At 66.4% G+C, this 26,121-nt stretch carries 28 protein-coding genes and 1 tRNA gene; 8 read left to right on the top strand and 21 right to left on the bottom strand.

The annotated features are described in order from the left end of the window. Window positions 1–5: 5 nt before the first annotated feature. From GGR88_RS09320 to GGR88_RS09265, 12 genes are all read right to left on the bottom strand, one after another. Complete coding sequence (locus GGR88_RS09320) at window positions 6–518, bottom strand: DUF2285 domain-containing protein (RefSeq protein ID WP_425338479.1); 513 nt, start codon at window positions 516–518, stop codon at window positions 6–8. 49 nt (window positions 519–567) lie between these two features. Then, window positions 568–789, bottom strand: coding sequence for a transcriptional regulator domain-containing protein (locus GGR88_RS09315; RefSeq protein WP_167954217.1), 222 nt, complete (start codon window positions 787–789; stop codon window positions 568–570). Between the two features lie 133 nt (window positions 790–922). Beyond that, complete coding sequence (locus GGR88_RS09310; protein ID WP_167954216.1) at window positions 923–1,195, bottom strand: DNA -binding domain-containing protein; 273 nt, start codon at window positions 1,193–1,195, stop codon at window positions 923–925. 294 nt (window positions 1,196–1,489) lie between these two features. Then, window positions 1,490–1,717: a hypothetical protein gene (locus GGR88_RS09305; RefSeq protein WP_167954215.1), complete on the bottom strand. Its 228-nt coding sequence runs from the start codon at window positions 1,715–1,717 to the stop codon at window positions 1,490–1,492. Beyond that, entirely contained in the window at window positions 1,714–2,556 is an 843-nt protein-coding gene (locus GGR88_RS09300) for a DUF932 domain-containing protein (RefSeq protein ID WP_167954214.1), read from the bottom strand. The genes GGR88_RS09305 and GGR88_RS09300 overlap by 4 nt, the downstream gene beginning before the upstream one ends. A gap of 185 nt (window positions 2,557–2,741) precedes the next feature. Continuing rightward, window positions 2,742–3,737: a PD-(D/E)XK motif protein gene (locus GGR88_RS09295; RefSeq protein ID WP_167954213.1), complete on the bottom strand. Its 996-nt coding sequence runs from the start codon at window positions 3,735–3,737 to the stop codon at window positions 2,742–2,744. Next, entirely contained in the window at window positions 3,730–5,958 is a 2,229-nt protein-coding gene (locus tag GGR88_RS09290) for a Z1 domain-containing protein (protein ID WP_167954212.1), read from the bottom strand. Before GGR88_RS09290 ends, GGR88_RS09295 begins: the two co-directional genes overlap by 8 nt. An 8-nt stretch (window positions 5,959–5,966) precedes the next feature. Then, entirely contained in the window at window positions 5,967–7,520 is a 1,554-nt protein-coding gene (locus GGR88_RS09285; RefSeq protein WP_167954211.1) for an ATP-binding protein, read from the bottom strand. After that, window positions 7,510–8,847: a DNA cytosine methyltransferase gene (locus GGR88_RS09280; RefSeq protein ID WP_167954210.1), complete on the bottom strand. Its 1,338-nt coding sequence runs from the start codon at window positions 8,845–8,847 to the stop codon at window positions 7,510–7,512. Before GGR88_RS09280 ends, GGR88_RS09285 begins: the two co-directional genes overlap by 11 nt. A gap of 3 nt (window positions 8,848–8,850) precedes the next feature. Further along, a complete protein-coding gene (locus tag GGR88_RS09275) occupies window positions 8,851–9,036 on the bottom strand; it encodes a hypothetical protein (RefSeq protein WP_167954209.1) in 186 nt (61 codons plus the stop codon). 241 nt (window positions 9,037–9,277) lie between these two features. After that, window positions 9,278–9,577: a DUF736 domain-containing protein gene (locus GGR88_RS09270; protein WP_167954208.1), complete on the bottom strand. Its 300-nt coding sequence runs from the start codon at window positions 9,575–9,577 to the stop codon at window positions 9,278–9,280. A 677-nt stretch (window positions 9,578–10,254) separates the two neighbouring features. Beyond that, window positions 10,255–12,297, bottom strand: a complete 2,043-nt coding sequence (locus GGR88_RS09265; protein WP_167954207.1) for a ParB/RepB/Spo0J family partition protein — start codon at window positions 12,295–12,297, stop codon at window positions 10,255–10,257. A 445-nt stretch (window positions 12,298–12,742) separates the two neighbouring features. On the opposite strand from GGR88_RS09265, the gene GGR88_RS09260 reads away from it, so the two are divergent. The 4 genes from GGR88_RS09260 to GGR88_RS09245 are packed head-to-tail and all read left to right on the top strand — an operon-like array spanning window position 12,743 to window position 15,466. Continuing rightward, entirely contained in the window at window positions 12,743–13,003 is a 261-nt protein-coding gene (locus tag GGR88_RS09260) for a FitA-like ribbon-helix-helix domain-containing protein (RefSeq protein WP_167954206.1), read from the top strand. Then, window positions 13,000–13,422, top strand: coding sequence for a type II toxin-antitoxin system VapC family toxin (locus GGR88_RS09255; RefSeq protein ID WP_167954205.1), 423 nt, complete (start codon window positions 13,000–13,002; stop codon window positions 13,420–13,422). The genes GGR88_RS09260 and GGR88_RS09255 overlap by 4 nt, the downstream gene beginning before the upstream one ends. A gap of 49 nt (window positions 13,423–13,471) precedes the next feature. Further along, window positions 13,472–13,750 (top strand): hypothetical protein, encoded by a 279-nt coding sequence (locus tag GGR88_RS09250; protein WP_209023230.1) that lies wholly within the window; start codon window positions 13,472–13,474, stop codon window positions 13,748–13,750. Window positions 13,751–13,768: 18 nt separating this feature from the next. Next, window positions 13,769–15,466, top strand: a complete 1,698-nt coding sequence (locus GGR88_RS09245; RefSeq protein ID WP_167954477.1) for a recombinase family protein — start codon at window positions 13,769–13,771, stop codon at window positions 15,464–15,466. Here GGR88_RS09245 and GGR88_RS09240 read toward each other — a convergent pair. The 3 genes from GGR88_RS09240 to purS form a co-directional block, all read right to left on the bottom strand. After that, window positions 15,425–15,501, bottom strand: a tRNA-Arg gene (locus GGR88_RS09240). The two genes, GGR88_RS09245 and GGR88_RS09240, sit on opposite strands and share 42 nt — an antisense overlap. 49 nt (window positions 15,502–15,550) lie before the next feature. Further along, window positions 15,551–16,219, bottom strand: coding sequence for a phosphoribosylformylglycinamidine synthase subunit PurQ (gene purQ, locus GGR88_RS09235; protein ID WP_167954204.1), 669 nt, complete (start codon window positions 16,217–16,219; stop codon window positions 15,551–15,553). Further along, entirely contained in the window at window positions 16,216–16,446 is a 231-nt protein-coding gene (gene purS / locus GGR88_RS09230) for a phosphoribosylformylglycinamidine synthase subunit PurS (RefSeq protein WP_167954203.1), read from the bottom strand. The genes purQ and purS overlap by 4 nt, the downstream gene beginning before the upstream one ends. A gap of 121 nt (window positions 16,447–16,567) precedes the next feature. Here purS and GGR88_RS09225 point away from each other — a divergent pair, with 121 nt between their 5' ends. Next, window positions 16,568–16,717 (top strand): hypothetical protein, encoded by a 150-nt coding sequence (locus tag GGR88_RS09225; protein ID WP_167954202.1) that lies wholly within the window; start codon window positions 16,568–16,570, stop codon window positions 16,715–16,717. Window positions 16,718–16,721: 4 nt separating this feature from the next. On the opposite strand, the gene purC is transcribed toward GGR88_RS09225, so the two are convergent. Continuing rightward, a complete protein-coding gene (gene purC, locus GGR88_RS09220; protein ID WP_167954201.1) occupies window positions 16,722–17,501 on the bottom strand; it encodes a phosphoribosylaminoimidazolesuccinocarboxamide synthase in 780 nt (259 codons plus the stop codon). Window positions 17,502–17,872: 371 nt separating this feature from the next. Between purC and GGR88_RS09215 the strand changes: the two genes are divergently transcribed. After that, entirely contained in the window at window positions 17,873–18,439 is a 567-nt protein-coding gene (locus GGR88_RS09215) for a PEPxxWA-CTERM sorting domain-containing protein (protein ID WP_167954200.1), read from the top strand. A 24-nt stretch (window positions 18,440–18,463) separates the two neighbouring features. On the opposite strand, the gene GGR88_RS09210 is transcribed toward GGR88_RS09215, so the two are convergent. Further along, the gene (locus GGR88_RS09210) at window positions 18,464–18,964 is read right to left on the bottom strand and encodes a CAP domain-containing protein (protein ID WP_245196483.1); all 501 of its coding nucleotides are present in this window, start codon (window positions 18,962–18,964) and stop codon (window positions 18,464–18,466) included. 208 nt (window positions 18,965–19,172) lie between these two features. On the opposite strand from GGR88_RS09210, the gene parC reads away from it, so the two are divergent. Both parC and GGR88_RS09200 read left to right on the top strand, forming a co-directional pair. Further along, window positions 19,173–21,434, top strand: a complete 2,262-nt coding sequence (gene parC / locus GGR88_RS09205; RefSeq protein ID WP_167954198.1) for a DNA topoisomerase IV subunit A — start codon at window positions 19,173–19,175, stop codon at window positions 21,432–21,434. A gap of 55 nt (window positions 21,435–21,489) precedes the next feature. Continuing rightward, a complete protein-coding gene (locus GGR88_RS09200; protein ID WP_245196482.1) occupies window positions 21,490–23,241 on the top strand; it encodes a putative bifunctional diguanylate cyclase/phosphodiesterase in 1,752 nt (583 codons plus the stop codon). Here the strand turns inward: GGR88_RS09200 and GGR88_RS09195 are convergent. From GGR88_RS09195 to GGR88_RS09180, 4 genes are read right to left on the bottom strand one after another with little or no spacing between them, the layout of a single operon-like run. Then, window positions 23,217–24,392 (bottom strand): CCA tRNA nucleotidyltransferase, encoded by a 1,176-nt coding sequence (locus GGR88_RS09195; protein ID WP_167954197.1) that lies wholly within the window; start codon window positions 24,390–24,392, stop codon window positions 23,217–23,219. The genes GGR88_RS09200 and GGR88_RS09195 overlap by 25 nt on opposite strands. Next, complete coding sequence (locus GGR88_RS09190; protein ID WP_245196481.1) at window positions 24,380–24,973, bottom strand: CoA pyrophosphatase; 594 nt, start codon at window positions 24,971–24,973, stop codon at window positions 24,380–24,382. The genes GGR88_RS09195 and GGR88_RS09190 overlap by 13 nt, the downstream gene beginning before the upstream one ends. Then, on the bottom strand, window positions 24,970–25,539 hold the full coding sequence (locus tag GGR88_RS09185; RefSeq protein WP_167954475.1) for a DUF1285 domain-containing protein: 570 nt from the start codon (window positions 25,537–25,539) through the stop codon (window positions 24,970–24,972). Before GGR88_RS09185 ends, GGR88_RS09190 begins: the two co-directional genes overlap by 4 nt. A gap of 38 nt (window positions 25,540–25,577) precedes the next feature. Beyond that, window positions 25,578–26,111 (bottom strand): GNAT family N-acetyltransferase, encoded by a 534-nt coding sequence (locus GGR88_RS09180; RefSeq protein ID WP_167954196.1) that lies wholly within the window; start codon window positions 26,109–26,111, stop codon window positions 25,578–25,580. Between the last annotated feature and the right edge of the window lie 10 nt (window positions 26,112–26,121).

Genomic DNA, 26,121 nt, shown 5'->3' with positions numbered 1-26,121 from the left:
TCGGATCAGCGGATTCGGAGCAGTTTGCGGTAGTCGCCGTTCATCATGGCGATGCCGTCGCGGACCAGCCGCACGACGAATGAACGCGAGGCGGACATCTTCCAGTCGCTTGCAGATAGCTTGGTCGCATCCTCGCGCCCCAGCTCGGCCGCTATCTGGCGATAGGTCGCGCCGCAGTCGCGCAGGTCGAGCGCGCGCAGCATAAGGTCGAGGCGTGCCAGCCGGTAGGCGGTGAGCGGCCAGCCACGCGGCAGCGGCCCCGCCGCCCGGCCGAGCAGGCGACGTTGGAAGCGCAACAGACTTGCGATCCGCGTGAGGAAATCCTTGTCGAGCGGGATGACGGCGGCGAGCGGTTGGCCGGGCTGCGGATCGCGCAGCCACAGCCGATGCTCGCCGGCCGCATCGGCGACGATCACATGACGGCCTTCGATACCGGCCTCGTCCAAAAGTAGCGTGCCGATCGTGCGCGGATCGACTGCGGCCGCCGCCTCGAATCCGTCCGGCGCGGCGTCGAGTATGACCGTGACGGCAGTCAGCTCAGGCCGCCACGGAACCGGCTGCGAGAGGTTATCTGGCGCAGTGGCGAAAGGATAACCCCCATCGCCGCGCGAATGCCGCCTCGGCGGCTTTCTGCGTGACGGCGCCGACGGCGATGCGTTGCTGCATCTGCTCGTGTTCGGCGCGATAGGTGCGGTTTCGGCTTAAAAATTCGGCGGCTAAATCGGCGCGCCCGAGTGCGTCGGGCAGTCCGCCGACGCGCCGCTGGCGACGCCCTGGCGGCGTCGGCATTGCATTCTCCCAACCGCATAATGCGGATTTCAGGAGCGCAACATCTTCCGGTTGTCTTGGCCGGGATAGCGCAAAGGCCGCGCACAACCGTGCAGCGAAGGCGCCGCGAATAGGTCCGAATTGGACTTAAATCTTAACGGTTTAGCGGCCGATCTGAGCCGAGCAGATGCGCGTATCCGATTTCGGTCATCCATCGTGCGCGCGCAAGATGGCTTTCGTGCATAGTCCTCGCGCGATCAGGCTCGGTCGCCACGTCGATGCCGAAGATTACTGCGGCGATCTCCCGCCAATCGGCCCCGTCCGCTTCCGCATCTAGGAGGCGGAGGTAAGCGATTAGATGTCCCTCATCGTAGCTGGTGAGCTGTGAGGAATCGGGTGCTCGATCATCAAAACTGTTGTCGTCCATGATGCCCCCAAGTCTTCGCCACGTTAACTAATAGCCTCATGGCGAAGCATTTTCGATGCGCTTGCTCGGCATAACTGCGCGCGCAATCCGCATTGCTCGACGATCACTCATGGAGCTGCTGGTTTGCGGTGCGCCCCCGCAAACAGCTCCTAGACCCGTAGTCGGGGAGTTGGAAAACCGGAATATCTCGGTCCCTATGACCTTTAGCCCGGAAGCCTGTTGTATACGTCACAGGCTCCCCGACCATGTGGTCAAGGATGGCGGCGCCGTCACGGCCGGCGCCCAACCGAATATTCAGGGGTTTCCACGCCCCAGGCCGCCGCGTAGCGGCCCGTCGGCTTCATAGAATGAAGTGGCCGATTTGACCACCACCTGCGCGAGCCGGGCGTCAGCCCGGCGAGCACTATAGCGGCCGCGCGGACCTTGAGACGCGCGGCCGCCGCCGATCCGGCGCAGCGGATCGGCGCAAAAATAGCAAAGCCGCAGGGCCGGAAACTCCGGCCCTGCGGCGGTTCGGATCATGCTGCTTTGAGACGCTGCATCCCTTCGGCCAGCGTCCAGAGCGCGCGATTGAGCGTCACGTTCTGGTCGATGCCGTTGATGGCGCGCGTCTGGCTGCGGCGGATACGACCTTCGGCGTTGCGCTTGCGGCCCTGCAATCCGCCCCGCACGACATTCTCCTGAATGACGTTGAACGTGGTCCACAGGCTGCGGTCCACATCCTCGCGGCGGCGCGGTTCGATGATCTGTTCGGGGCGGACAGGGCTTTCGTCATCGCCATAGCGGGCAACAAGGCTGACCTCGCCGAGCAAGCGCTGCTCGTCCTCGGAAAGCTGGATCGCCTTCATCGACTCGCTGGCGTCGATCAGCCGGGGGAAGTCTTCGGCGACGGTGAACACGCCCTCGATAATGTCGTGCTCAATGTTGCCCTTGTGCGGCACGCGGACCTCCTCGAACCGCTCGCCCGCGATCATGGAATTGGTGCAGACGAAACGCAGCATCCCCGCGAACATCTGATAGGCAGACGTGCCATCGTGGCTGTTCACGATGATGACTTCGGCGGCCTCCGGTTTGCCGATTCCGTCATCCCGGCGAAGGCGCAGCATGTGCTTGGCGTGGCCGTGGCGCGAACCGTCGCGCGGCACCGACTGCACCGCGAAGAACGGCGACCATCCTTCCCGGCGCAGCCCCTCCACGATGTCGATGGTGGGGACATAGACGTAGCGATCCGAACGGCTGTCGTGTGCCTCGCGGGCGAAGATCGAAGGGACGTGCCGATAGAGCGCCTCGTTGTCGAGCGGCTCCAGGCCGCTGATCTGATGGGCGTTCCGGCCGAACCGGGTGGCAAGCTGATAGTGCATTTTGGCCTCCTTGGGCTTGGGTTTCCGCGCAGCGGAGCGCCGCGCTGAAACCCTGCCCGTCGGCGAGACCGGGGGTGCAACCGGAGTGGGCGGCTTCGCGGGGAACCGGCTGCACGGAACGCGAAGCGTGGAGGAAGCTGGGCGGAAGCCGCTCCGGAGGGCGCTGGGGGCGGCGCCCCAAGCAACTATCGAGGCAGGAATTGACTCGCTGTCTCGGAGATCAGTTGCAAGGCAGTTCCGCTAAGCGGCTCAGTGCGTGACAGGTCAGAGCGGAAATGGACTTGGCTAACCTCATGCGGCACACCGCCCCGGATCGCGGGCACCGTCGCCAAGTCGTAGAAGCGGAGCGAAGCGAGCGCCAAGCGGTCATCGAACCGCGCGCCCATCGCGGTCGGCAGGCTCTCACCCAGCGACTCAGCGATGGTTTCCTGAACCTTCAGGATCAGATCGTCACGGCCTGCCAGTGCAGCCTCGATCGCGGCAACGAGTTCGCGCAGCGATTGCCCCCCGCCGCTCCCTTCGATGAAAAGCGAGGCGAGTAGCCCGATCGTCCCTGTTGGCGGCTGGCATTGCTCAGCGGAAAGGTGATGAGCGCGCAGCCGCTCCGCTGACGCTTTCACGTCAAGGCGCACGTTGCCAACTGAAAAGTCGAAGCGGTCGATGTCGGAGCTTCGCCAAGCCGCGACCGATGCCTCCACGTTCCGGCTGACCGCGATCAGGAAGAGTTCGCCGAGCAGTCCGTTGAGCGAGCGTGATGCCGGGCGCGCCAGTCGCCGGAACAGTTCGATCAAGCGCTGAACCACCTGCACGATGTCATGCAGGGAGGGGATTGGCCCCAAGATGCGAAGGATCGTGCTGCACACATGCAGGAAATACGCCTGCGCCTGGGCGTCGTGCGAGGTGCATGTGATGACGGATAGCAACTCCTCGCGCTGCTCTCCGTCTACCGGGTGGATACGATGCCGGTTGCCGAAGCGGGCCTCAAGCATCGCCAGCCGCACAGGCGCATGGAAAACACCGGCAGCACTGCCAAGCAGCAGGCTTGGTTGCCCGGCAGCGTTGCGACCCACGTAGTGACGTTCATAGCCCGGGATCGCCCGCACCCTGAACGACCCCTCGTCCGCGCCATGCGCAAGAGGCTCGATCGAGGCCAGCAACTCGGCGAGAGAAACGTCAGTCATCCTGCTCGCGCTGGTGCTGCGAGACCCAATCCACTTCCAACCGCCGTGGAATCCAGATGGCGATGATGGGCACGTTCTCAACGACCACGGTGTCGCCGCGACGAAGCTGGAGAGTGTGGAGTTGGATCGTCACAGTATCGTCGTCGCGGAAGGCCGCATCGCCGGGATAGCTATACCCGCCCGACGCCAGCCGCGTCGCGCCCTGGAACAACTCGTTGATTTTGCCATTGGCGTCGATGGCACGGGAGCGGGCAAACTCGGGGCTGACATGGTAGATGGTGCATTGCTCGTCACCATTGTCCTCCAGCGCCTTGGAAAGCTGGAGCATCAGGCCGACGAGATTGCGTGAGTCCGACGCGCCCGTGACCCTGAACGGCACGATTAGGTCGCTGACGACCTGTGCAAGAGAAAGGCCACGAGCCACCTTGTGCCGCTGCGCAGGCTCTCGACCGGCAAGATCAGGATCAGCCGTAAGCGGGACGCCTGCGAGGAACTGCGCGGTCGTTGCGCGGTTCGCATCCAGCACCTCCTCAGGGGCTTCCGCGACGCCGGGATAGAACCATTGATCGGAATAATTGCCCCGCACGTAGTCGTAGTTAATGACATTGCGCCGGCACGCCTGAAGATCGGGCGAGAGGACGAATGCGCGCTTCCACGCGCTAAGAGGCTGGCCGCTGCGTTGCACGTCCTGAAGCTGTCGGCGCATGTCTTCCTCATGTGCCACATAGTCCTCAAAGGCGTTGAGGGCGTCCTGCTCAAGGTAGATACGGCAGAAGCCTAGATATCTCTGCTTGTAGCCGAAGAAGCGACCGCGCTGCTGCACCGTGTCGGCATTGCCCATGCCGGGGCCGCGGGGCATATAAGTGACGGTTAAGCCCTCGACGGTGAACCCGCGATCCATCGCCTGTCCGCCAACCAGTATCCAGCCGTAGGACTGGCTCCAGTCTATCTCAGGCGTTTGGCCCGCGCGCGCGTTGACCTGCTCAATCTTAGTCTTGCGGAACGCCCTTGGAAGCCGCCTTGCCAAGTCGTCGAATGAAGGCAGGCCATCCACCGTATCGGTAAGTTCGCCGTAATCCCGCCGAAACTCATCCAACAAGTCCTGCTTGTCGGCATCGCCATCGGGCAACTCCAGCACCCGCTGCCAATCGTCGAACATTGCGCTGATCCATCGCCAGTATTCAGCGTGGGAGTCCGTCCGCTGCGATGGATGGACAAGCATGGACCGGCGCGGATTGCGGGCGCTCTGACCTTCAACGAGTCCGGCCGCTACCCCGAGCAGGAAGACGCGCAGCGCTTCGCAAAGCGGCTCGGGCGGATCAGTAAGGGGATTGTCGTCCGTCGAGATATCTAGCGGGTCGATCACCCTGATGAGCGGCATGTTACCGGAGAAGAAGGCTTGTCCGCCCACATATCCGGTGCCCGGCTCCAACACCTCAACGAAGCCCGGCGAGAGCGCGTCGATGATGTTGATGAGCAGTGGTGCCTGGGGGGTGGCGGTATATTGCAGGAAGGTATGGTGCGGGATCGCATCCCGCACATCGAGCAAGCGCTGATACGTCGGGCTCTGCCGCTGCTGCCGGACAAGTGTGTTCAGGCTTGCTTGATCGGCCTCGTCGTCGATGATGAGGGTTGGCACGCCGGAAAGGTCGAGATGGCGTAGCAGACCCAATAGCTTGCGAAGCCAGCTATGGTTCTTCATCACGGTGATGAGAACGGTTGCTCGCTCGCTTTGCGCAACATCAGGATCGGACCATTCGGCCAGGGTCTGCTGGATATGCCGCCGGTTGGTCTCGTTGTCGGCAGGATTGGTGTAGAGCTTCCATTGGAGCGATCCCTCGATCTCCTCAATCTGGAGATCCTTGCGGAGACGGTCGGTGGATTGCTTGAGCAGCAGTTTCGATATGCCCGCCACCACGATGACGAGTTGGAACCCGTTGTCGCGCGCGAGCGCCATGACGGTCGTGAACGATAAGGTCTTGCCGCTCTGGACATAGCCCACGACGAGGCCGGTTTCGCTGCCCGAATCGGCCTGCGGATCGACAGCTTTCGATAGAATTGATGCGGCGGAACTCAGGACTGCATCCTTCGCGTCCTGGCTTTCGTGAGCAAGCTTCCTGAAGACTAGCTCCCTCGCTTCCTCGCCGATGTGAGGATTCCAGTTGGCACCCGGCTGGCGCGGGGGATCAAGGGGAGTGACTACTGCTGATCCACTGGACATTTCTCAACCTATGGCTTGGCGAGAGCTGCGCGCAACAGCTCATTCAGGTTCCGGCGAATGGTGCCTGCCTGCTTTAGGCCGACGCCACGCGCCAGCTTCTCCGAAAGAGCCAAGCCTGCCGCGACGCGAAGCAGGGCTTCCACACCGTCAGGATCAGTTTGCGCGAAGCTGACCATGAATGGGTGAATGAGTGAGAGCCTAATCTCAAGCACCTGCACGCCGTCCTGCCGGGCAGGCTGGTCGCTCACCGCCAGCCAGTCCGCCTGCGCGGGATCATTCGTCAGTTCGATCTGAAGCAGCCATTTCTGGTCGCGGAAATGGATAGCCAACTCGCGCTTCGCTAAGGACGGTTCAGGCTCCAATGGAGCCTCGCGCGTTTCGACCGGCTGCTCGCTCGCGAGGCCCGGCAATGCGCCGGGCAAGGTCGCCTGCATGGCCTCGACCGTCCTGGCGATGGCTTTTTGGGCGGCGTCGGCGAGTTCGTTGCGGGGAGCCTGAACGCGGTGCAGATCGGCCTGCCGGAGAAGGGGCAGGTCGTCGCTATCAAGCTCCTCCCGCAGCAGTTCAAGGAATGGTCGCTCATTCTCGTCCCAGCGAAAGCCGTCCTTGGTATGGCTGACCTCGAACCCTTCAAGGTGAAGCTCGCCAAAGAGCCTCCGCCAGCGGAAGTTGCCCGGCTGGCCGAAGATATACGCGGGCCGGTATCCCTCATCGCCGCTGCCTTCGATCAGCCTGCCGCGCCGGAAAAGCGCGAAGCCCGAACGGTTGGTGTTCATCGGGTCCATGAGGGCGGCAAAGCCATGAGCCGAGAGGCCGCCGCCGAGATCAAAGCTGATCTCCCGCCGCCACAGCTTGGGCCCGTCTTCCGGCTTGCGAACGTAAGGGGCAGTGAGGATGCGCGGGGAGACATAGTTGAGAGGATCGCCGTTCAAGCGAAGCTCGAGCAGGCCATCGCGCAGATAAACCCGGTATATGTCGGTCAGGTGATCCTTGATCTTGGAGACCGTGCGCCCGGTCGGAAGATGGTAGGGCTGCTCAAGGACGACCTCGGTGAAGTGAGCGCTCGCCTTGATGGGAGCGGCTTCAATCTCCAACTCCTCGATCTCGTCACGAACGATCTTCGCAACGTCGAATCTCACCATACGTCCCATCGGATCGCCGAGGGCTTTGGTGCGCACGGACCAGCGCGGCGCGAACCAGCAGGCTGCGCTTTTCATCCCCATGCCGAACTCGGATAACCCCCCACGTTCCGGCGGGATCGCAGCGGGACGGAAAGCGCGGGGGAAGTCCTGCAAGGCTATGCCTGCGGCATTGTCACGGATGATGATGCGCGACGGCGCCGCCTGCTCGACGATGATCTCCACCTTCAGCCGGAAATCCGGGCCATGCAGGGCCTCCAGCCGGTCCTTGTTGACGAGGTAGCTCTGAACCGCGTTGTCCACGAACTCGGCCAAGGCGAACCATGTCTTGTAGTTCAGGTGCCGCAGGATGGAGAGAACGCTGACGCCCGGCCGGATTGCGACGGCCGTGATCTCCTCGGTCGCGCTTGTCTCAGGCTGCAAGGCTATCCTCCTCCTCCCGAGCGCCTGTCATAGGCTCTGCTGTGCCTGATTCAGCGGGAGGAAGGAGCAGGACCGTAGCCACGGCGGCGATGACGTCCACGTTGACGGCATTGCCGAGCGCCTTGTGAGCGGCGGTCTGGCTATCGGGCAGATTGGGCAGCTTTCCCATGCTTTGGAGTCGCGCGCATTCACGCATGGTCATATAGCGGCGCTCCCACGGGATCACCGGCACCTGGCTTGTCGTCAGGGCCACCAGCGAGGGAGCGGCGGTCGGGCGCTTTGCGCGTATCCCCGATGCCCGGAACTGGATGACCGCCTGCCACAGGTCACGCGGCCCGCCTTTCCAATTCCACTCCAGCTTCTGGAAGCTCGGGGCAAACTCCTTGATCCGGGGAAGCCAAGGATCAATCACCGCCTTATGGCGCTTATAAAAGTCGCGATTCTGGCGAATGAACTGCTGCTTCCAATCCGGGAAGCGCTTGCCTTCGTCCCGCGCGTATGCGGGCAAGGCTGCCTTGACCTCGTCGGCCCCAAGCCCCTTCAAGGAGCATCCAAGCGCCCCCTTGAAGGACGCAATCTCAGCAAAGCCAAGCTCGTGCGGCGTCATATCCCGATACGGGTAGGTTGCTCCGAACTCCATTGCCCAAATAGGGAATGAGGGGAGTTCCTCCTCCTTCGGCAATTGGGCGATCAACCCCTGCCATGTCTCAAGATATTCAATGAATTTCGGACCAAGCTTCCGGGCTTCCTCCGGGTTCTCGTCAAGGACACTCTTGATGTTGATTTCATCGGGACGATGGGTAGCGGTCGGCCATGAGAAGTGATCCAGTCCGCCCCGCGCGCCAACAATGATAGCGCGCTCTCGCACCTGTGGAACGCCGAACATATGGGGTGATAGCTTCCCGAGATCGACCTTGTATTCAAGCGCTTCCAGCCTGCCTTTGATCTTCTCCCACGTCTTGCCTTCATCGTGCCGTATCAGGTTCGGCACGTTTTCAATCAGCAGATAGGCCGGCTTATGGGTATCAAGGATCGTTAGAACGTAGTCGAAAAGATCGCCCCACTGAGGACAATCGAAACCGAGTTGGTCGCCCGCTTTCGAGAAGGGTTGGCAAGGAAAGCCTGCACACAGAATGTCATGCGGCGGCACTTCTGCATGGGCTTCGCGAATATCGCCATGAGGACGAATATCGAAGTTCTTTTTGTAAAGGTCTGCGAGCGCAGGATCGAGTTCGGACGCAAACACGCATGTGTGCCCAAGACGCTCCAATGCTTGGTGAAAACCGCCAAGTCCCGCGAACAGGTCAATGAAGCGCAGCCCCGCCATAGATTAATCGTCCAGCGGAAAAGTGAGTTGCCGTGCGGCGTGCCGCTCTAGTAGGTTCTTAACTGCAACGTTCACAACATATTGCAGTTTTAGTGCCGGACGGTGGCTTTCGGCGATAGCGCGCAGAGTGTTGTAATCATCGTTGTCGAGAGACACGGTGAATCGCTTTTGTTGCTTCGCCTTCGCCACTGTGCACCTCTTTGCACCATTCTGCACCAATGCCTGCCTATTGTCGATTGATTTCGCATCACGGCGGGACGGGCCGAGGTTTAGCGCGTCGTCACGGCCAGGCGCTGGACCGGCATATCGGATATGATGATTGCCCGATAATATCGGCACGCTGCGCAATGCGCCCCGATGCCATCCGATTGGCCGTTTAGTTCAACCCGTGAGGCGCCCCCGCTCCGGTGGAGCGGGGGCGCCGCTGAGGTCAGCGAGACCAGATGAGCGCGTATTCGCCGGCGGTGTCGGTCTCCGACAAGGTGGCGTAGATCGGCGCCGGGAAGGTCGGATCGTCGAACTTGACCGAGATGTAGTCGCGTTCTTGGCGGCTGGTCTTCTTCCAACCTGCGCCGCATTCGACCGTCCCGATCAGAAGCCGGTAGTTGGGCGCCTTGTCGCCTTCGATGCCGATGGGGCGGAGGGTCGCCTTGAGCTTGAGGGTCGCGGTGGTGATGGTGCCGGTGAAGGTGCCGTTGTCCGCCTGGGTGAAGGTGCCGATGATCGCCATTTCGAAGTTCCTTTCGCTTTCGGACCGCGACTGCCGCGGCCTCGATGGCGATCGGTGAAGCGGGGATGATCGGACGCGCACCGCTTGCGGCCGCAGCGCAGCGGAGGATGGCGGCGCGCGGCTTATTTGCTTCGCGATGCAAAGCCGAAGGCGGCGGAAAAAAGTCGCGCGGCGACGTTGCGCCAGGCCGAGCAAGGCGAAGCCGGCCCCGGTTAGATCAAGCCAATCGAGAGGCCATGCGGTCGCGCCGATGCGAGGATGGAATGCTATGGCGGCCCCACACTGCCGAACCCATACGGCGTATCCGGCCGAACCAGCTCGAACCGGGTCCGCTCTCAGCGCCCGAACCCCGTCACACTGACATAAGACGGCAAACCGGCAGCGCGCCACCCAAGACGGAAGGCGGGGCCTGTCAGCGCCACGGTGGAAGATCCTGACCGCTTGGATGCGAGCTTATCGCCAACCGCGACCCCACCCACGGGATGGGTGAACACTCTGTCGAACTGGCATCGCGCGACGCCCTCTCTGAGCAGATCGCCACGCGCGCCCGCGCCGCTGAGTGACGGGCGCAGCGGAGCCGACGCCAAGCGGCCGCGCCCGGTTAGGGGCGCGGCCGCAAATTTTCTTGGGTTCCGAAGGAAAGCCGGGACCGCTTGCGCGGCCCCGGCCCATTCCCGCTATTCAGCGGCGACGGCGTAGGCGTCTTGCTCGTCCGCGTCCTGCGGCTCGAACGCTTCGGCCTCGACGGTCGCGGGCTGCTCCGTTTCCGCCTTCGGCGTCCGCAGCACGGTGGGAAGCCAGCCGATCCCGGCCAGAAGCTGCTCGGCAGCCTGCGCCATGTCCGGCTTCTTCATGTCCGCGATACGGCGGGCGGCGTCCTCGGACACGCCTTCGGCGACGGCCTCCACGATATGGGCCTTGGTGACGCGGCCAAGGTAGCTGTCCACGGTCGGGGTCCAGTCCTTGGTCACGTCCAGCGCCAACGCAGTCGCCAGCCTGTCCGCCGTTTGCAGCGTCCGAGGCTTGCGGTCCCACGGCAACCGCAGGGCGTTGACGGTGCGGGACGCGCAATGCGCCAGCAGCGCCAGCCGCTTCTCGTCGTCCAGCCCGACGATGAAGCCCCACAGGTCCGCCACGTCGCGCGGCATCCGTTCGGCCCAAGCCTCGTGCTGCTCGCTCGACCGCGCCGCCAAGGGCGTATCCTCGATCCCGTCCGCATGACTGCCAAGGGGCGTCACGGTCGGGCGGACCTCAAGGCAACCCGCCTCCGCATAGCTGTAGAACAGTTGCGCGGTGAGCGTGTGGGTCAGCGCGATCAACGCCATGTCGGGTTGGTCGGCCAAGGCCACGCGAAGCGCCAGCGTCCGATAGGCGGACAGGTCGCGGGTGAGGCTGTCGGAAATCGGCTTGCCCGGTTCCTCGTCCTCCTCGACGTCCTGCACGTCCTCGTCGCCGTCCTCCGGCTGCTCATCCTCCCCGGCCTGCGGGTCGGTCGCGTCGCCTTCGGCGTTCGGTTCGGGCTGCGGGTCCGCCTGCGCCTCGTCCTCGAGACGGACGAAACCGCGCTCGACCCTGACGCTGCCGTCATGGTGAAGCACCACGAACGCGCCGCCATGCGCGATCACGTTGCCGTCGTAGGCGGACCGCCTCTCGGAAATGGCGTCGATTTCGTCGGACACCGCCTCCAGCTTTGCCGCCACGTCCTCGGGCATTTCGTCATAGGACGAATAGCCTTCGGCAAGCTCGTCATGCTCGGTGGACAGCGCCTCCAGCCGCGCCTCGTCCTCGTCGGACAGGGGAACCGACTGCGGATAGAAGCGCCGCATCCCGTGGGCGTGGGGATAGTCGATATGCGCCTCGGCCCATTTCCAGCCCTCGGCCTGCACCTGCTCGGCAACCTCCCGCAGCTTCTCGGCGGCGAGCGTGTCGAGCAAGCCCGCATCCTCGAAGAACCCGCCCCGGTCCTCGCTGAACAGGTCGCGGATGATGTTGCCGCCCGCCTCGACATAGGCATCCGCCCCGACGAACACCGCGCGCCGATCATCGCCGGGCACATTGTTCGCGGTCATGTCGCGCCGGATGATCCACGGCTCGCGGTTGTGATGCAGATTCTCGAAAACCTGCTCCTGCCGCGAATGGTCCTCGGTGATCGCGAAGGCCATCAACTGGTCCAGCGTAAGGCCATCCTCCCGATAGACCTGCAACAGCTTGGGCGACACGGCACCAAGGCGAAGCCGCTGCTTCACCACGCCCGCCGAGACGCCAAACCGCGCGCCGATCTCCTGCGCGCCCCAACCTTTGTCGTTGGAAAGCTCCGCGAACCGCTCGAACTGATCGGCGGGGTGCATCGGCGTCCGGGTCACGTTCTCGTCCAGACTGATCTCGGACGGGTCGTTCTGCGTATCCAGCCAGCAGCGGACAGGTTCCGATTTCTTGATCTGCTTGCGCTTGGCGCGCAGCAGCATCGCCAGCCTGCGGCCTTCGCCAGCGGTGACGAGATAATAGCCGGTCGGCGTCCCGTCCTCCTTGGTCTCCGGCTCCACGACAAGGTTCTGGATCAGCCCCTTGTGCTGGATCGAAGCGGCCAGCGCCTCGATAGCGGCTTCCCCGTGCGGCACCTTGCGGGCATTGCGCGGCGACTTCTTGAGCTTGGCGAGCGGCACGAAAATCTCGACCCCCGACACCGGCTCCACGGCTGCGGTTTGACTAGCAGCGTTCATCACAGTTCTCCTTCTAAAACCACACACACCCCGGAATGGGGTGGGCGGCGAAAGAGCGACCGGCAGGCCCGCCGACGGAGCCGGGCAGCATCCGTAAGGACCGGAACGAAGAGGAGGTAAGCGCGGCACGCGCGTTGCGGCCCGGCGCGGCGGGCCTAAAGGGAAGCGACGCCCACCCCATCGACGGGGAGTGCAACGACCAAAAGCGATCGGGCCGGCGCACCCTGGCCCGATCTCCGCAGCATGGAAGAACCGCAATCCGCGCGGCGGATTGACCGATGGGCGCCAGAGCGCCCTAGGCCAGTCCGGTCGTCACCCGCATGGGACGAGACCCGTCAGGGGCTCGGTCGAAGCGCAGCGGAGATAGGGCGGCGGTCCCGCAGGGAGGCGCCAACCCTGACCTTGAAATTTTCATCACCATCGACTAATATGCAGTCATTGACTTATGGAGATCAACATGGCGGTCATGACGATCCGAAACATCGACGATGCAATCAAAAATCGGCTGCGGCTGCGCGCTGCGATGCACGGCCGTTCGATGGAAGACGAAGCCCGCGACATCTTGCGCTCGGCGCTCTCGACCGAAATCCCACGCCCTCGCAATCTGGGCCAGGCCATCAACGAGCGCTTCGGCGAGTTGGGCGGCGTCGATCTGCCTGACGTTCCGCGCGAGGCGATCCGGCTGCCCGTGGACTTCGGCGAATGATCGTCCTCGACACCAACGTCATTTCCGAGCTGATGCGACGCGAGCCTGACCCGCAAGTCATGGCGTGGATAGCCGATCAGCCTATGGCGGGCGTGTTCACGACGAGTTTGACGCAGGCGGAAATCTTCTACGGGCTGGCGCTGCTTCCCGAGGGACGCCGCCGCGATGACCTGCTGGCGGCCGCGCGTCCGATGTTCGAGGTCGATCTGGCCGGGCGTGTCTTGCCGTTCGATACCGACGCAGCCAGCGCCTATCCCGAGATTGCCGCCGGGCGGAAACAGGGCGGCAAGCCGATCAGCCAGATCGACGCGCAGATTGCCGCCATCGTGCGCTCGCGCGGCGCGCGGCTGGCGACTCGCAATGTGCGTGACTTCGCCGAGTGCGGGATAACGGTCGTCGATCCGTGGGGCAAAGCATGACGCCCGCCGCCGCACATCCCTATCTGCGCTACGCCGGGATGGAGCCTTTGTGCGCGGCGCAGCGGCAAGGCAGCTTGGCGGGATGGCCCTTCCTCGCAAAGTCCGTCGCCGCACGCCTCGTCGCTGGGCCGAGTGCCCGGATGACCTGCACGACTATGCCAATCCCGTCGCACCGCGCCGGGTGTCGCGCCGGGCGTGCGCCGATGACGGGCCGATCGTCGTCACCGACGACTGGCCGGAGCAAGTTCCGATCGGCGACGCCGAGTTGCGCGCGATCGAAGGCCACATGCGGCAAGAGCTGGACAAGCTGTTCGGACCGCTGCCGTGAAGTGAGGAGTGAAGCGTCATGACCAGCGCCGCGTTGCGACAGGATGAGCATGAGGCGTCGGTCGCCGCGACCGCCCGCGCGGCGCTCTACCTGCGCGTCTCGACCGGCCGCCAAGCCGACAGTGACTTGTCCATCCCCGACCAGCGCCGCCAGATTGAAGGCTATTGCCTGTCGCGCGGCTGGGAGGTTGCGGCGGAGTTCGTCGAGCCGGGCAACACGGCGACCGATGATCGTCGCCCCGCTTTCCAGGCGATGATCGACGCGGCGATGGTCAAGCCGCCGACGTTTAACGTCATTCTCGTCCACAGCTTCTCGCGGTTCTTTCGCGACCAGTTCCAGTTTGAGTTCTACGTTCGCAAGCTGGCGAAGAACGGCGTGCGGCTGATCTCCATCACGCAGGATTTAGGCGACGATCCGATGAGCGTGATGATGCGTCAGATCATGACGCTGTTCGATGAGTATCAGTCGAAGGAGAACGGCAAGCATACCCTTCGCGCGATGAAGGAGAACGCGCGGCAAGGCTTCTGGAACGGCGCTCGCGCGCCGATCGGCTATCGCGTCGTTGCGGCCGGGGAGCGCGGGGCAAAGATCAAGAAGAAGCTGGAGGTCGATCCGCTCCAGGCCGAGACGGTGCGGCGCATCTACCGCATGGCGCTCAATGGCGTCGACAATCGCGGCCCGATGGGTCTCAAGTCGATCGCCACATGGCTCAACGAGAACAACATCCGCACCCGCGACGGCGGGCGCTGGGGCTTGGGCGCGGTGCATCAGGTGCTCACCCGCACGACCTATATCGGCCAGCACCGCTTCAACACCCGCGACCACAAGACGAGGACGCCGAAGCCGGAGAGCGAGCACGCCGTCATGGAAGTGCCGCCGATCGTCTCTGAGGCCGAGTTCGAGGCCGTCCAGCGCTCGCTCAAGGCGCGCAGTCCGAAGATGATGCCGCCGATGGCGGTAGGCGGCCCGACGCTGCTCACGGGCATCTGTTTCTGCGCGTGCTGCGGCGGCGCGATGACGCTGCGCACCGGCACCAGCAGCGTCGGGCGAGAGTATCGTTATTACACCTGCTCGACGAAGGCGCGGCAGGGTGCGACCGGCTGTCCCGGCATCACCGTGCCGATGGACCGGCTCAATGAGGCCGTGGTCGATCATCTCGAAGCCCGGTTGCTCGACCCGGCGCGGCTCGAAGCTCTGATGGATCAGATCCTCGAACGGCGCGACGAGTGGGTGAACCAGCGCCGCGAGCATGTGGCCGATCTTGAACGGCGTGCGACCGAGGCCGAAGCGAAGCTCAAGCGCCTCTATGATGCGATCGAGAACGGCGTCATCGACGTGAGCGACCCATCGCTGAAAGATCGCATTGCCGAACTGACCACCACGCGGGACCAGGCCAAGGGCGATTCGGAGCGCGCCCTCGCCCATATCGTGAAGATCGGTCCGGCGATCACGCCGGAGAGCCTGCGCGCATTCGCGGCGGCCCTGCGCAAGAAGTTGCGCAACGACGACGGGACGTTCGCCCGCGATCAGGTTCGCGCGGTCGCGCAGCGCGTGGAAGTCGTCAACCGGAATGAGGTCCGCATTCGTGGGCTGCGGAGCGAGCTGCTCCGAACCCTAACCGCCGCCTCTGGCGTAGAGGCGGCGGTGCTAGGCGTTCGTGCCTTTGAACCGAAATGGCGCGCCCGGCAGGATTCGAACCTGCGACCACAGGCTTAGAAGGCATGTGCTCTATCCAGCTGAGCTACGGGCGCGCACGCTCGCCGCTCTAGCGGCATTTGCCGCCGCGTGGAACCGCAGGCGTCAGCCGACCGCGGCGATCATGCTCTCGAACAGCCGGCGGCCATCGTCGCCGCCATGCGCGGCCTCGATCATGCGTTCGGGGTGGGGCATCATGCCGAGCACGTTGCGCCGGGGCCCGCCGATCACGCCCGCGATGCTGCGCGCCGATCCGTTCACCGCGCCGGCGTAGCGGAACGCCACCCGGTCCTCGCCCTCGAGCCGATCGAGCACGTCGTCGTCGGCGGTGTAGTTGCCGTCGTTGTGCGCGATCGGGATGGTCAGCGTCTCACCCGCGGCATAGCGGCGCGTGAACGGGCTGTCGGCGGTGCCCACCGTCAGCGTCACGTCGCGGCACAGATAATTGAGCTCTGCATTGCGCATCAGCGCACCCGGCAGCAACCCGGCCTCCGTCAGGATCTGGAACCCGTTGCACACGCCGAACACCAGCACGCCGCGCTCCGCGGCGGCGGCCACCGCCCGCATGATCGGGCTGCGTGCCGAGATCGCGCCCGACCTGAGATAGTCGCCGAAGGTGAAGCCGCCGGGCAGCACCACCAGGTCGATGCCGTCGGGCAGGTCGGTGTCGCCGTGCCACAGCATCTGCGGCGCGGTGCCGCTGACCTGCTCCACCGCCACCGCGACGTCGCGGTCGCAGTTGGAGCCGGGAAAGACGATAACGCCGGCTTTCACGCGCGCTCCACCCGGAAGGTCTCGATGACGCTGTTGGCGAGGAGCTGGCGGCACATCGCCTGGATGGTCTCGTCGCTGGTGTCGTCGGCCAGCTGGAGCTCGATGAGCCGGCCGGCGCGCACGTCCTCGACACCTTGGAAGCCCAGTCCCTCCAGGGCATGCTGGATCGCGCGACCCTGCGGGTCGAGCACGCCCGGCTTCAGCGTGACGTGAACAAGCGCCTTCATCTGGGTACCGCTCCTCGGCAATCCGGCCGCCATGGCCGGCGCGTGCCCTGTCGCACAGGCTTCACCAATTCTTCAACCACCGGCGTTACGGTAAGCGTTCCATCAACCGGAATCCGACGCCATGGCCGCCATCGCCATCATCATCTTCGTGGGCCTGTTCAGCTTCGGCGGGGAGGCTTTTGGCTGGGTCGCCTACGAAGCGGACGTGCGGCTGGCCTTGTTCCTCACCTTTGTGCTCGGCATCATCTGCGGCATGCGGGTGAAGAGCTGACGGCCTATTTGCCCCGCCGCTTGCGGTGGGTTTCCAGGTCCAGCACCGCCGTGTCCGCGCCCTCCGGCAGCAGCCCCAGGCGCCGCGCGACCTCCTGATAGGCCTCCACCTCGCCGCCCAGGTCGCGGCGGAACCGGTCCTTGTCCAGCTTCTCGCCCGACGTCATGTCCCACAGGCGGCAGCCGTCCGGGCTGATCTCGTCGGCCAGGATGATGCGGCTGTAGTCGTTCTCCCACAGCCGGCCGAACTCCAGCTTGAAATCGACCAGGCGGATATTGATGCCCGCGAACAGCCCGGACAGGAAGTCGTTCACCCGGATCGCCATGTCGGCGATGTCGTGCATCTCGTCCTGGTTGGCCCAGCCGAAGCAGGCGATGTGCTCCTCGGACACCAGCGGGTCCTGCAGCGCGTCGTCCTTGTAGTAATATTCGATGATCGTGCGGGGCAGGGCGGTGCCCTCCTCGATCCCCAGCCGCTTGGAGATGGATCCGGCCGCGACGTTGCGGACCACGACCTCCAGGGGGACGATCTCCACCTGCCGGATCAGCTGCTCGCGCATGTTCAGCCGGCGGATGAAGTGGGTGGGGACGCCGATCCCGCCGAGCAGCGTGAAGACATGCTCGGAAATGCGGTTGTTCAGCACGCCCTTGCCGCTGATCGTGCCCTTCTTCTCCGCATTGAACGCGGTGGCGTCGTCCTTGAAATACTGGATCAGCGTGCCGGGCTCCGGACCCTCGTAGAGGATCTTGGCCTTGCCTTCGTAGATCTGACGGCGGCGTGCCATGCGGGCTGGCTCCATGGGGCGGCGGCGCCCGAAAAAGACGAGGGATCCGCCCGGCACGCGCGGGCGGATATGGCGAGGCGCGGGCTATAGACGAGGGCTCGGGCGCGCGCAATTCGTCCCCGTTGGGGACCAAAGCTTCACCGCATGGCAACCGTGCAGGATCAAGACCGGCGGCCGGACGTTAACCGACTGTCACGATCCCGAAACGTCCGCGTGGCGCCCGGGAATCGGGGCCAGGGAATTTAGATGTGCCGAATCGATACAATTCAGGGTAGTCGGGTAACCAAGATTCGTGATCCCGGTAACCCTGTTCGGATGGGGCAAACCACCGATTGTCGCGTTAAAACAAGGGTCTGAAAGGGAGGAAAACGGTGCTCAGCCAGATCGTAGCGTCCAGAGCGGCAAAGCTGATTGCGGCATGCGTGTGCCCCGTCGCGGGCGCCGGAACGCTGACCGTCGCGGTGCCGGAGGTTCGCCAGGCCGTTCACCGCGCCACCGCGCCGCGCGCGGCTGCCCGGCCGGCGCGTGCCCCGCGTCAGATCGCGCGTCCGCAGGCGCGTCCGCGCATCCAGCCGGCCGTTGCCGCCATCGAGTGTCCGCCCGATGCGCCCATCGTGCTCACGGGCAACAGCTTCGCGCCGGAAGCGGTGCCGGTCAGCTATCAGCCGGGCGCGCTTCCGCCGCTCGCCGGGGGCAACCAGCCGTCGATCCCGGGCACCTATGTGCCGGTGACGCCGATCGGCTTCGTTCCGATCGTGCCCGGACCGCCGACCACCGGCAACCCGCCGCCGACGGAGAATCCGGGCCCGGTGCCCGTGGTGCCGGAACCGTCGACCTGGGTGCAGATGATCATCGGCTTCGGCATCGTCGGCGGTGCGCTGCGCAACGCGTGGAAGCGGCGCGACGAGGACTGGGTGGACGACACGCAGGAGGCCTGATCCGGCCTCCGGCGTTCGGCCCGCTCAGAAGGGCTGTTCGCCTTCCAGGTTGCCGGCCGTGCTGTACCGGCAGACGAGATATTCGTCCTCGCCATCATCGGCCATCGCGCAGCCGACATGCGTCGTCTCGCGCCACATCACCTGGGTGTAGTGGCCGACATCCTCCATCCGGCCGGTGGTCGACACGTCGGGGAACCGGCCGGGATGGTAGCGGGTCTTGCCCGCCGACCACAGGTCCACCATCGCCTCCGGCGAGTAATAGCCCTTGGTCCCCAGCCACAGATTCTCGCCCTGCGGATCGGGATCGGTCGGGTCGATGCCGAAATGTTCGAACGTCCGGGTCGCCGCCAGGTAGCGCGCCCACTCGGCCGCGTCGCTGGCAAGCCCGGCGTCCCATTGCAGCGCGTCCACGCCCATGCTGCCGCGCTCGCGGTTGTGCGCGGCGAGCAACCTGTCGTCCAGGTTGCCCAGCCGGTCGGTGGCGCCAAGCGCCGCCGGCGCGGCGAGGAGGAGCGAGACGGCCATCACACGCCGTCGGGAAAACGCGGTGCCCATGGCCGACGGGCTACCGGCAAAAGCCTAACAAAGACTTACCTGCTGCCGCCAACTGCTTGTCCGCAAACATGATTTATCGTGCGTTAGCCACGATCCGGCGCGCGATCGGGCCGCCGACGGCCGGTGCGCGGATCGCTGGCATCTTCGCGCAGGCGGCGCTGGCTGCTACGCCGGCGCAATGACCGACACCGCCGATCCGTTCGACAGCATCGTCGACGCGCCGTTCGACAGCGCGCTCAGCGAGCGATACCTCGTCTACGCGCTGTCGACGATCACGGCGCGCTCGCTGCCCGATCTGCGTGACGGCCTGAAGCCGGTGCACCGCCGGCTGCTCTGGGCGATGCGGCTGCTTCGGCTCGACCCCGCCGCTGCCTACAAGAAGTGCGCGCGCGTCGTCGGCGACACCATCGGCAAATACCACCCGCATGGCGATCAGTCGGTCTACGACGCCATGGTCCGCCTCGCGCAGGATTTCTCGCTTCGCTACCCGCTCGTCGACGGGCAGGGCAATTTCGGCAATGTCGACGGCGATAACGCCGCGGCCTACCGCTACACGGAAGCGCGGCTGGCGCAGCCCGCCATCGACCTGATGGCCGGCCTGGACGAAGGCACGGTCGACTTCCGTCCGACCTACAATGGGGAGGAGGAGGAGCCGGAGGTTTTTCCCGGCCTGTTCCCCAATCTGCTCGCCAACGGCGCGAGCGGCATCGCCGTCGGCATGGCGACCAGCATCCCGCCCCATAATGTCGCCGAGATCGTGGATGCGGCCACGCTGCTGATCGACGATCCGAACGCGGCGCCGGCCGCGCTCCTGGCGCATGTGAAGGGCCCGGACTTTCCGACCGGCGGCCTGCTCGTCGATCCGCCGGCCGCGATTGCGGAGGCGTATGCCACCGGGCGCGGCAGTTTCCGCGTCCGCGCCCGCTGGGTGCGCGAGGACACCGGCCGCGGCACCTGGGCCGCGGTGGTGACGGAGATCCCCTACGGCGTGCAGAAGGGCAAGCTGATCGAGGCGATCGCCGCGCTGGTCAACGACAAGAAGCTGCCCATCCTCGCCGACGTCCGCGACGAAAGTGATGCCGCCATCCGCATCGTGTTGGAGCCGCGCAGCCGGTCGGTCGACGCCGACATGCTGATGGACAGCCTGTTCCGCCTCACCGACCTGGAGGTGCGCGTCCCGCTCAACATGAACGTGCTGGACGCGTCCCGCACCCCGCGCGTCATGGGGCTGAAGGAGGTGCTGGTCGCCTGGCTGGACCACCAGAACGACGTGCTGCTGCGCCGGTCGCGCCACCGGCTCGCCAAGATCGCCGACCGGCTGGAGCTGCTTGGCGGCTACATCATCGCCTATCTGAACCTCGACCGGGTGATCGCCATCATCCGCAGCGAGGACGAGCCGAAGCCGGTCCTGATGGCCGAGTTCGCGCTGACCGACCGGCAGGCGGAGGCGATCCTCAACATGCGGCTGCGCTCGCTGCGCCGGCTGGAGGAAATGGAGCTGAAGCGCGAGCAGGCCGCGCTCGAAAAGGAACGCGACCAGCTCCAGGCGCTGGTCGACAGCCCCGCCCGCCAGCGCACCCGGCTGAAGAAGGACCTCGCCAAGCTGCGGGAGCGATACGGCCCGGAAACCGCCATCGGCCGCCGCCGCACCGATGTGGCGGAGGCCGCGCCCGCGCGCGAGATCCCGTGGGACGCGATGATCGAGCGGGAGCCGGTCACCGTGATCCTGTCGCAGCGCGGCTGGATCCGCGCCATGCGCGGCCATGCCGACCTGGCCGCGGCCGACACGCTGAAGTTCAAGGACGGCGACGCGCTCGCCTTCGCGCTCCACGCGCAGACCACCACCCGCCTGTTCCTGGCGGCGGCGGACGGGCGGATCTACACGCTGGGGGCGGACCGGCTGCCCGGCGGTCGCGGCTTCGGCGAACCCGTCCGGCTGATGATCGACCTGCCGGCCGAGGTGGAGATCGTCGCGCTGCTGCCGGCCGTGCCCGGCGAACGGCTGCTCGTCGCGACCACCGACGGCCGCGGCTTCCTTGCCCGTGCCGACGAGATCCTGGCCGAGACGCGGAAGGGCCGCCAGCTCGTCAACCTGCGCCCGGGCGCCACGCTCCGCATCGTGCGGCCGATCCGCCGCGAGGGCGACAAGGAGATCGACGATCACCTGGCCGTCATCGGCGACAACCGGAAGCTGGTGGTGGTGCCGCTGTCGGAGCTGCCGGAAATGACGCGCGGCGCGGGCGTGCAGCTCCAGCGCTACCGCGACGGCGGCCTGTCCGACGCGCGCCCGCTCCGGCTCGTCGACGGGCTCAGCTGGGCGATGGGCGGGGGAAGCGGCCGGCAGCGGACGGAGGCCGACCTGACGCCCTGGCGCACCGCGCGCGGCGCCGGCGGGCGCATGGCGCCGAACGGTTTCCCGCGCGACAATCGCTTCGGCTGATCGCCATGCCGCCTTTTGGAGGCTGTTAACCAGTCGGGGTCTAGGCCGACCCTTGATGGCGTCGCGAGCAATCAAGACTGACGGGCCACAGCTGGTGGTCCTGTCCGCACCCGAGGACGGGGGCGGCGATGCCCTCATGGCCGATCTGCTCGACCTGCGCCGCCGCTACCTGGATGCGCTGCCGATCGCGGCGGCGGTGCTCTACGAAAAGGACGGCGGGCTGCGGGTCGATGCCTGCAACCAGCTGTTCGAACGCATCGACACCGGCGCCGGCTGGTCACCCGACGACCTGATCGGGCTCGAGCCGCTTCTCGACCGATCGGGCCTCGCGCCTGTCGTCTCCACCTTCCTGGCCGGCCGCGATGCGCAGTGCGACCTCCGCTGGTCGGACGGCGACAGCATCTCGGGCCGGCACTTCGCCGTGCGCATCTCGCGCGTCCGCACGCTGGCGGCGACGGAGCCGCGCTGCCTCCTGACTCTCCTGGACCGCACGGCGGAGGTGCAGACCGAAAAGAGCCTCCGGCTGGAAATGCAGACGGACAGCCTGACCGGCCTGCTCAACCGCAGCGGTTTCACCGAACGGGTGGAGCAGGCGATCGCCGATGCCGCCGGCACCGGCCAGCGCCACGCGCTTCTCATCCTCGATCTGCGCCGCTTCGGCCGCATCAACGAATCGGTCGGCGCGCTGTCGGGGGACGAGCTGCTGATCACCGCCGCCCGGCGCCTGCTGCGGCCGCTGCGCACCGGCGACGTCATCGCGCGGATCGGCGCCAACGAATTCGGCATCCTGGTCCGCACGGACGAGACCGACGGCGGCATCGCCGTCGCCGATCGGCTGCGCAAGGTGTTCGAACAGCCGTTCCGCCTGTCGGAGCTGGAGATCAGCGTCGACTGTGCGATCGGCAGCGTCAGCGTGGAGGCCGAGCTCGACGTGGACGAGCTCATCCGCCGCGCGCAGTTCGCCAGCAAGCGCGCCAAGCAGAGCGGGCAGGTCGAGCAATATCAGCCCGTCGCGTTTGATCGCGCGCGCCGCCGCTTCACGCTGGAAACCGATCTGCGCCGCGCGATCGAGGGGGATCGGCTGCGGCTCGCCTTTCAGCCGATCACCTGCCTTGCGACCGGCCGGGTGCTGGGGTTCGAGGCGCTGTCACGCTGGCCGCACGACGGGGGCATGATCCCGCCCACCGAATTCATCCCGGTGGCGGAGGAATCGGGGCTGATCGTCCCGCTCGGCCGCTGGGCGCTCGATCATGCGCTGAAGACGCTTGCGGCCTGGGACGCCGCGGCCGCCGCGCCGCAGGCGGTCAGCATGGCGGTCAACCTGTCCCCGCTTCAGATCGCGCAGGACGATGTGCCCTCGCTCGTCGAACATGCGCTCGCCAAGCACGGCGTCGCGCCGCGACGGCTGATCGTGGAGCTGACGGAAAGCGCGATCATCGCCGATCCCGAACGCGCGATGGGGGTCATGGCGGCGCTGCGCGAGCTGGGCGTGGAACTCGCGCTCGACGATTTCGGCACGGGCTACTCCAACCTGTCCTATCTGCAACGCCTGCCCATCGACATGCTGAAGATCGACCGCAGCTTCGTCACCGGCATGCTGACCGACCGCGACAAGGGCGCGATCGTCCGGGCGATCCTGTCGCTGGCCCAGGCCTTTGGGCTGCGCACCACCGCCGAGGGCATCGAATCACCCGAACTCGCCGCGCTGCTGGCGGCGCTCGGCTGCACGCGGGGGCAGGGCTTCCTTTACGCCTCGCCGCTCGATTCCGAGGCGGCCTTCGCCTATCTGTCCGACGCGAGCGCCTGAGCCACTTCGTCGGCCGCGATCTCCTCGACCCGGTCCGCCGGCGGAAAGTCCTCCTCGATCCAGCGCGTCTCGACCCGGCGCAGCGCCGCCGCCACCGCCGGCCCCTCGGTCAGCCCCTGCGCGATCAGCGCACCGCCCGTGATCGGCAGGCGCGGCGGCGACCACCCGATCAGTGGCTGCGGGTCGTCGCCGTTCATCAAGAGCCGGTCGATCGCCGATTCGGTGCCAAGTCGATAGGCGAGCGCGCGCGTGCCTGCGCCAGCATCGCCGCTCGCCTGTTCCAGCCGTCGGACCTGCGCCTTCGACAGTCGCAACCGCTGCCCCACCGACACTGCGGCATCGTCGGGCAACAGCGCGGCCAGCCGCCGGATCGGATCGCCCGGCACGCCGAAGCTGCGCTCCGCCGTCATCAGGTCCGCCAGCCGGTCGACCCCGCGCCGCGTCACTTCCGGCAACACGGGCTTCAGGATGCCCAGCCGCTCCATCAGCGCCACCGTCGGCAGCGGATCGCGGCTCGCCAGCAGCTTCAAGACCTCGTCCGCGATCCGCTCGCGCGACAGGGCCATCAGGTCGTTGGCGCGGTTGGTGCAGGCCTCCAGGGAGCGCGCGTCCGGCTCGCCGCGGCCATAGCGCGCATGGAACCGGAAGAAGCGCAGGATGCGCAGATGATCCTCGGCGATGCGGCGAAGCGGATCGCCGATGAAGCGCACGATCCCCGCGTTCAGGTCGCGGCGCCCCTCGAAATAGTCGATGACGTCGCCGTCGATGGGGTCGGCATAAAGCGCGTTGATCGTGAAGTCGCGCCGGGCCGCGTCCGCTTCCCAGTCGAGCGTGTAGGCCACCGTCGCGCGGCGCCCGTCCGTCGACAGGTCGTGGCGCAGCGTGGTCACCTCGATCGGGCCGGTCGGCAGCACCGCCGTCACGGTGCCGTGCGCCAGGCCGGTCGGCACCACCCGGATGTCGGCGGCCTTCAGCCGGCGGATCACCGTGTCGGGCACCAGCCGGGTGGCAAGGTCCACGTCGTTGAACGGCCGGCCGATCAGCGCGTCGCGCACCGCGCCGCCCACCAGGCGGGTCGCGCCGCGGCCGGTGTCCAGCGCCTCCAGCAGATGCTCCATGCCGGGGCGGAGCGGCAGGATCAGGCGATCCATCGCAGCCGATCCGACAGGTTGGCGATCATGGCCGCGGTCGCGCCCCAGATCCGCCGGTTGTCCCAGATCGCCTCGCGGTAACGCCGCTGCCGCCCGTCGAGCAGGATGGATCGTTCCACCATGTTGCCCGGCGCCAGCAGGAAGGACAGCGGCACCTCGAACACCGCCGCCACCTCCGCCTCGCTCGGCACCAGCGGCACGTCAGGCGGGATCACGCCGATGACGGGGGTCACGCTGTATCCGGTGACCGTCAGATAGGGGTCGGCCTCGCCCACCACCCGCACGGCAGACGGCGGCAGGCCGATCTCCTCTTCCGCCTCGCGCAGGGCGGCGGCGGTGGGCGATGCGTCGTCCGGATCGATGCGCCCGCCGGGAAACGCGACCTGGCCGCTGTGCTGGCGCAGCGTTCCCGCGCGCTCGGTCAGGATCATGCCGGGCGCCGGACGATCGGTGATGGCGACCAGCACGGCCGCCGGCACCGGCCGCGCCGGCACGATGCGGCCGTCCACGTCGTCGCTCGGGTAGAGGGGAGGGGAGCCGGGATGCGCCATCGCCTCCCTCAACCGATTGACGAGGCTCAACGATCCCCGCCGGTGATGGGGAAGAAGGCGCCGTCGCTCCAGACGCCGGCCGGATCGCCGCCGTCCGCGATCGCCAGCTCGGCCAGCTCGTAATAGACCGGCCGCGCGATAAGCGCGTCCAGTTCGCCGCGCACGCGCAGCAGCGGCACGGGACCGTCCTCGCCATCCTCGATGCGGATCGGGCGCGTGGGGCCGGCCACCACCAGGTCGCCGGTGTTCAGCCGGAAGGCGAGCCGGCGGTCGCGTCCGCTGCCGTCGCTTGTCATCTCCACCGCCGTGAACGGGGCGAGCTCGACGTCGATGTCCAGCTTCTCGACGGGCGTCACCAGGACGTGCCGGCCATCCTCCTCGCGCCGCAGCAGCGTGGAGAACAGCGCCACCATCGCCGGCCGGCCGATCGGGCTGCCTTCGTGGAACCAGGTGCCGTCGCGCGCGATCCGCATCCCGCTCGATCCGCAATGCGCCGGCTGCCAGCTTTCGACGGGCGGCAGCTGCGCCGATTCGGCCAGGCGCGCGATCTCGCCCAGCGACAATCCGGTCAGGTCGGGCAGCGTTCTCATGGGCATGTCGGGGCTGTAGCGCACGCGGAACCAAGTGGGAACATCTATGCGTCCGTCAAGGCCCGGCGCGGGACCACCGTTCCGCTCACGCGCAGCCGATCGGCGTCGCGCGCGCGCAGCAGCAGCCGGTGGCGCTCGACCGGCCCGGGCAGCCGCCAGCCACCGGTCGCATCCGCCGAGAATCCGAAGAAGCGGCCATAATAGTCCGGATCGCCGATCATCATCAGCCGTCCGCTGTCGCTGCCGCCGTTCGCGTCGGCGGCGGCGATCACCGCATCCACCAGCGCGCGGCCGATGCCCTGGCCCTGGCGGTCGGGCGCGACCGCGACCGGGCCCACCATCACCATGGGAAGCGTGGTTCCGTCGTCGATCTCGATCGCGACCGGCCAGCTCTGGATGCTGCCGACAAGCGCGCCGCCGTCCAGCGCGGCGAAGCTCAGGGCGGGGATCGGCCTGGTGCCCTCGCGCAGGCGATAGGCGGTGCGCCCGCGCCGATCCGCGCCGAACGCCTGGTCGAGCAGCGCGTCCACGGCTGCGGGATCGATGCGGTCGAGCGGGGACAGGGGCAAAACGGGCATGGCCGGCAAC

The sequence above is a fragment of the Sphingomonas jejuensis genome (genome assembly GCF_011927695.1).
GTDB classification, from domain to species: domain Bacteria; phylum Pseudomonadota; class Alphaproteobacteria; order Sphingomonadales; family Sphingomonadaceae; genus Sphingomonas_K; species Sphingomonas_K jejuensis.
This window is presented reverse-complemented; position numbering and strand designations above follow the sequence as displayed.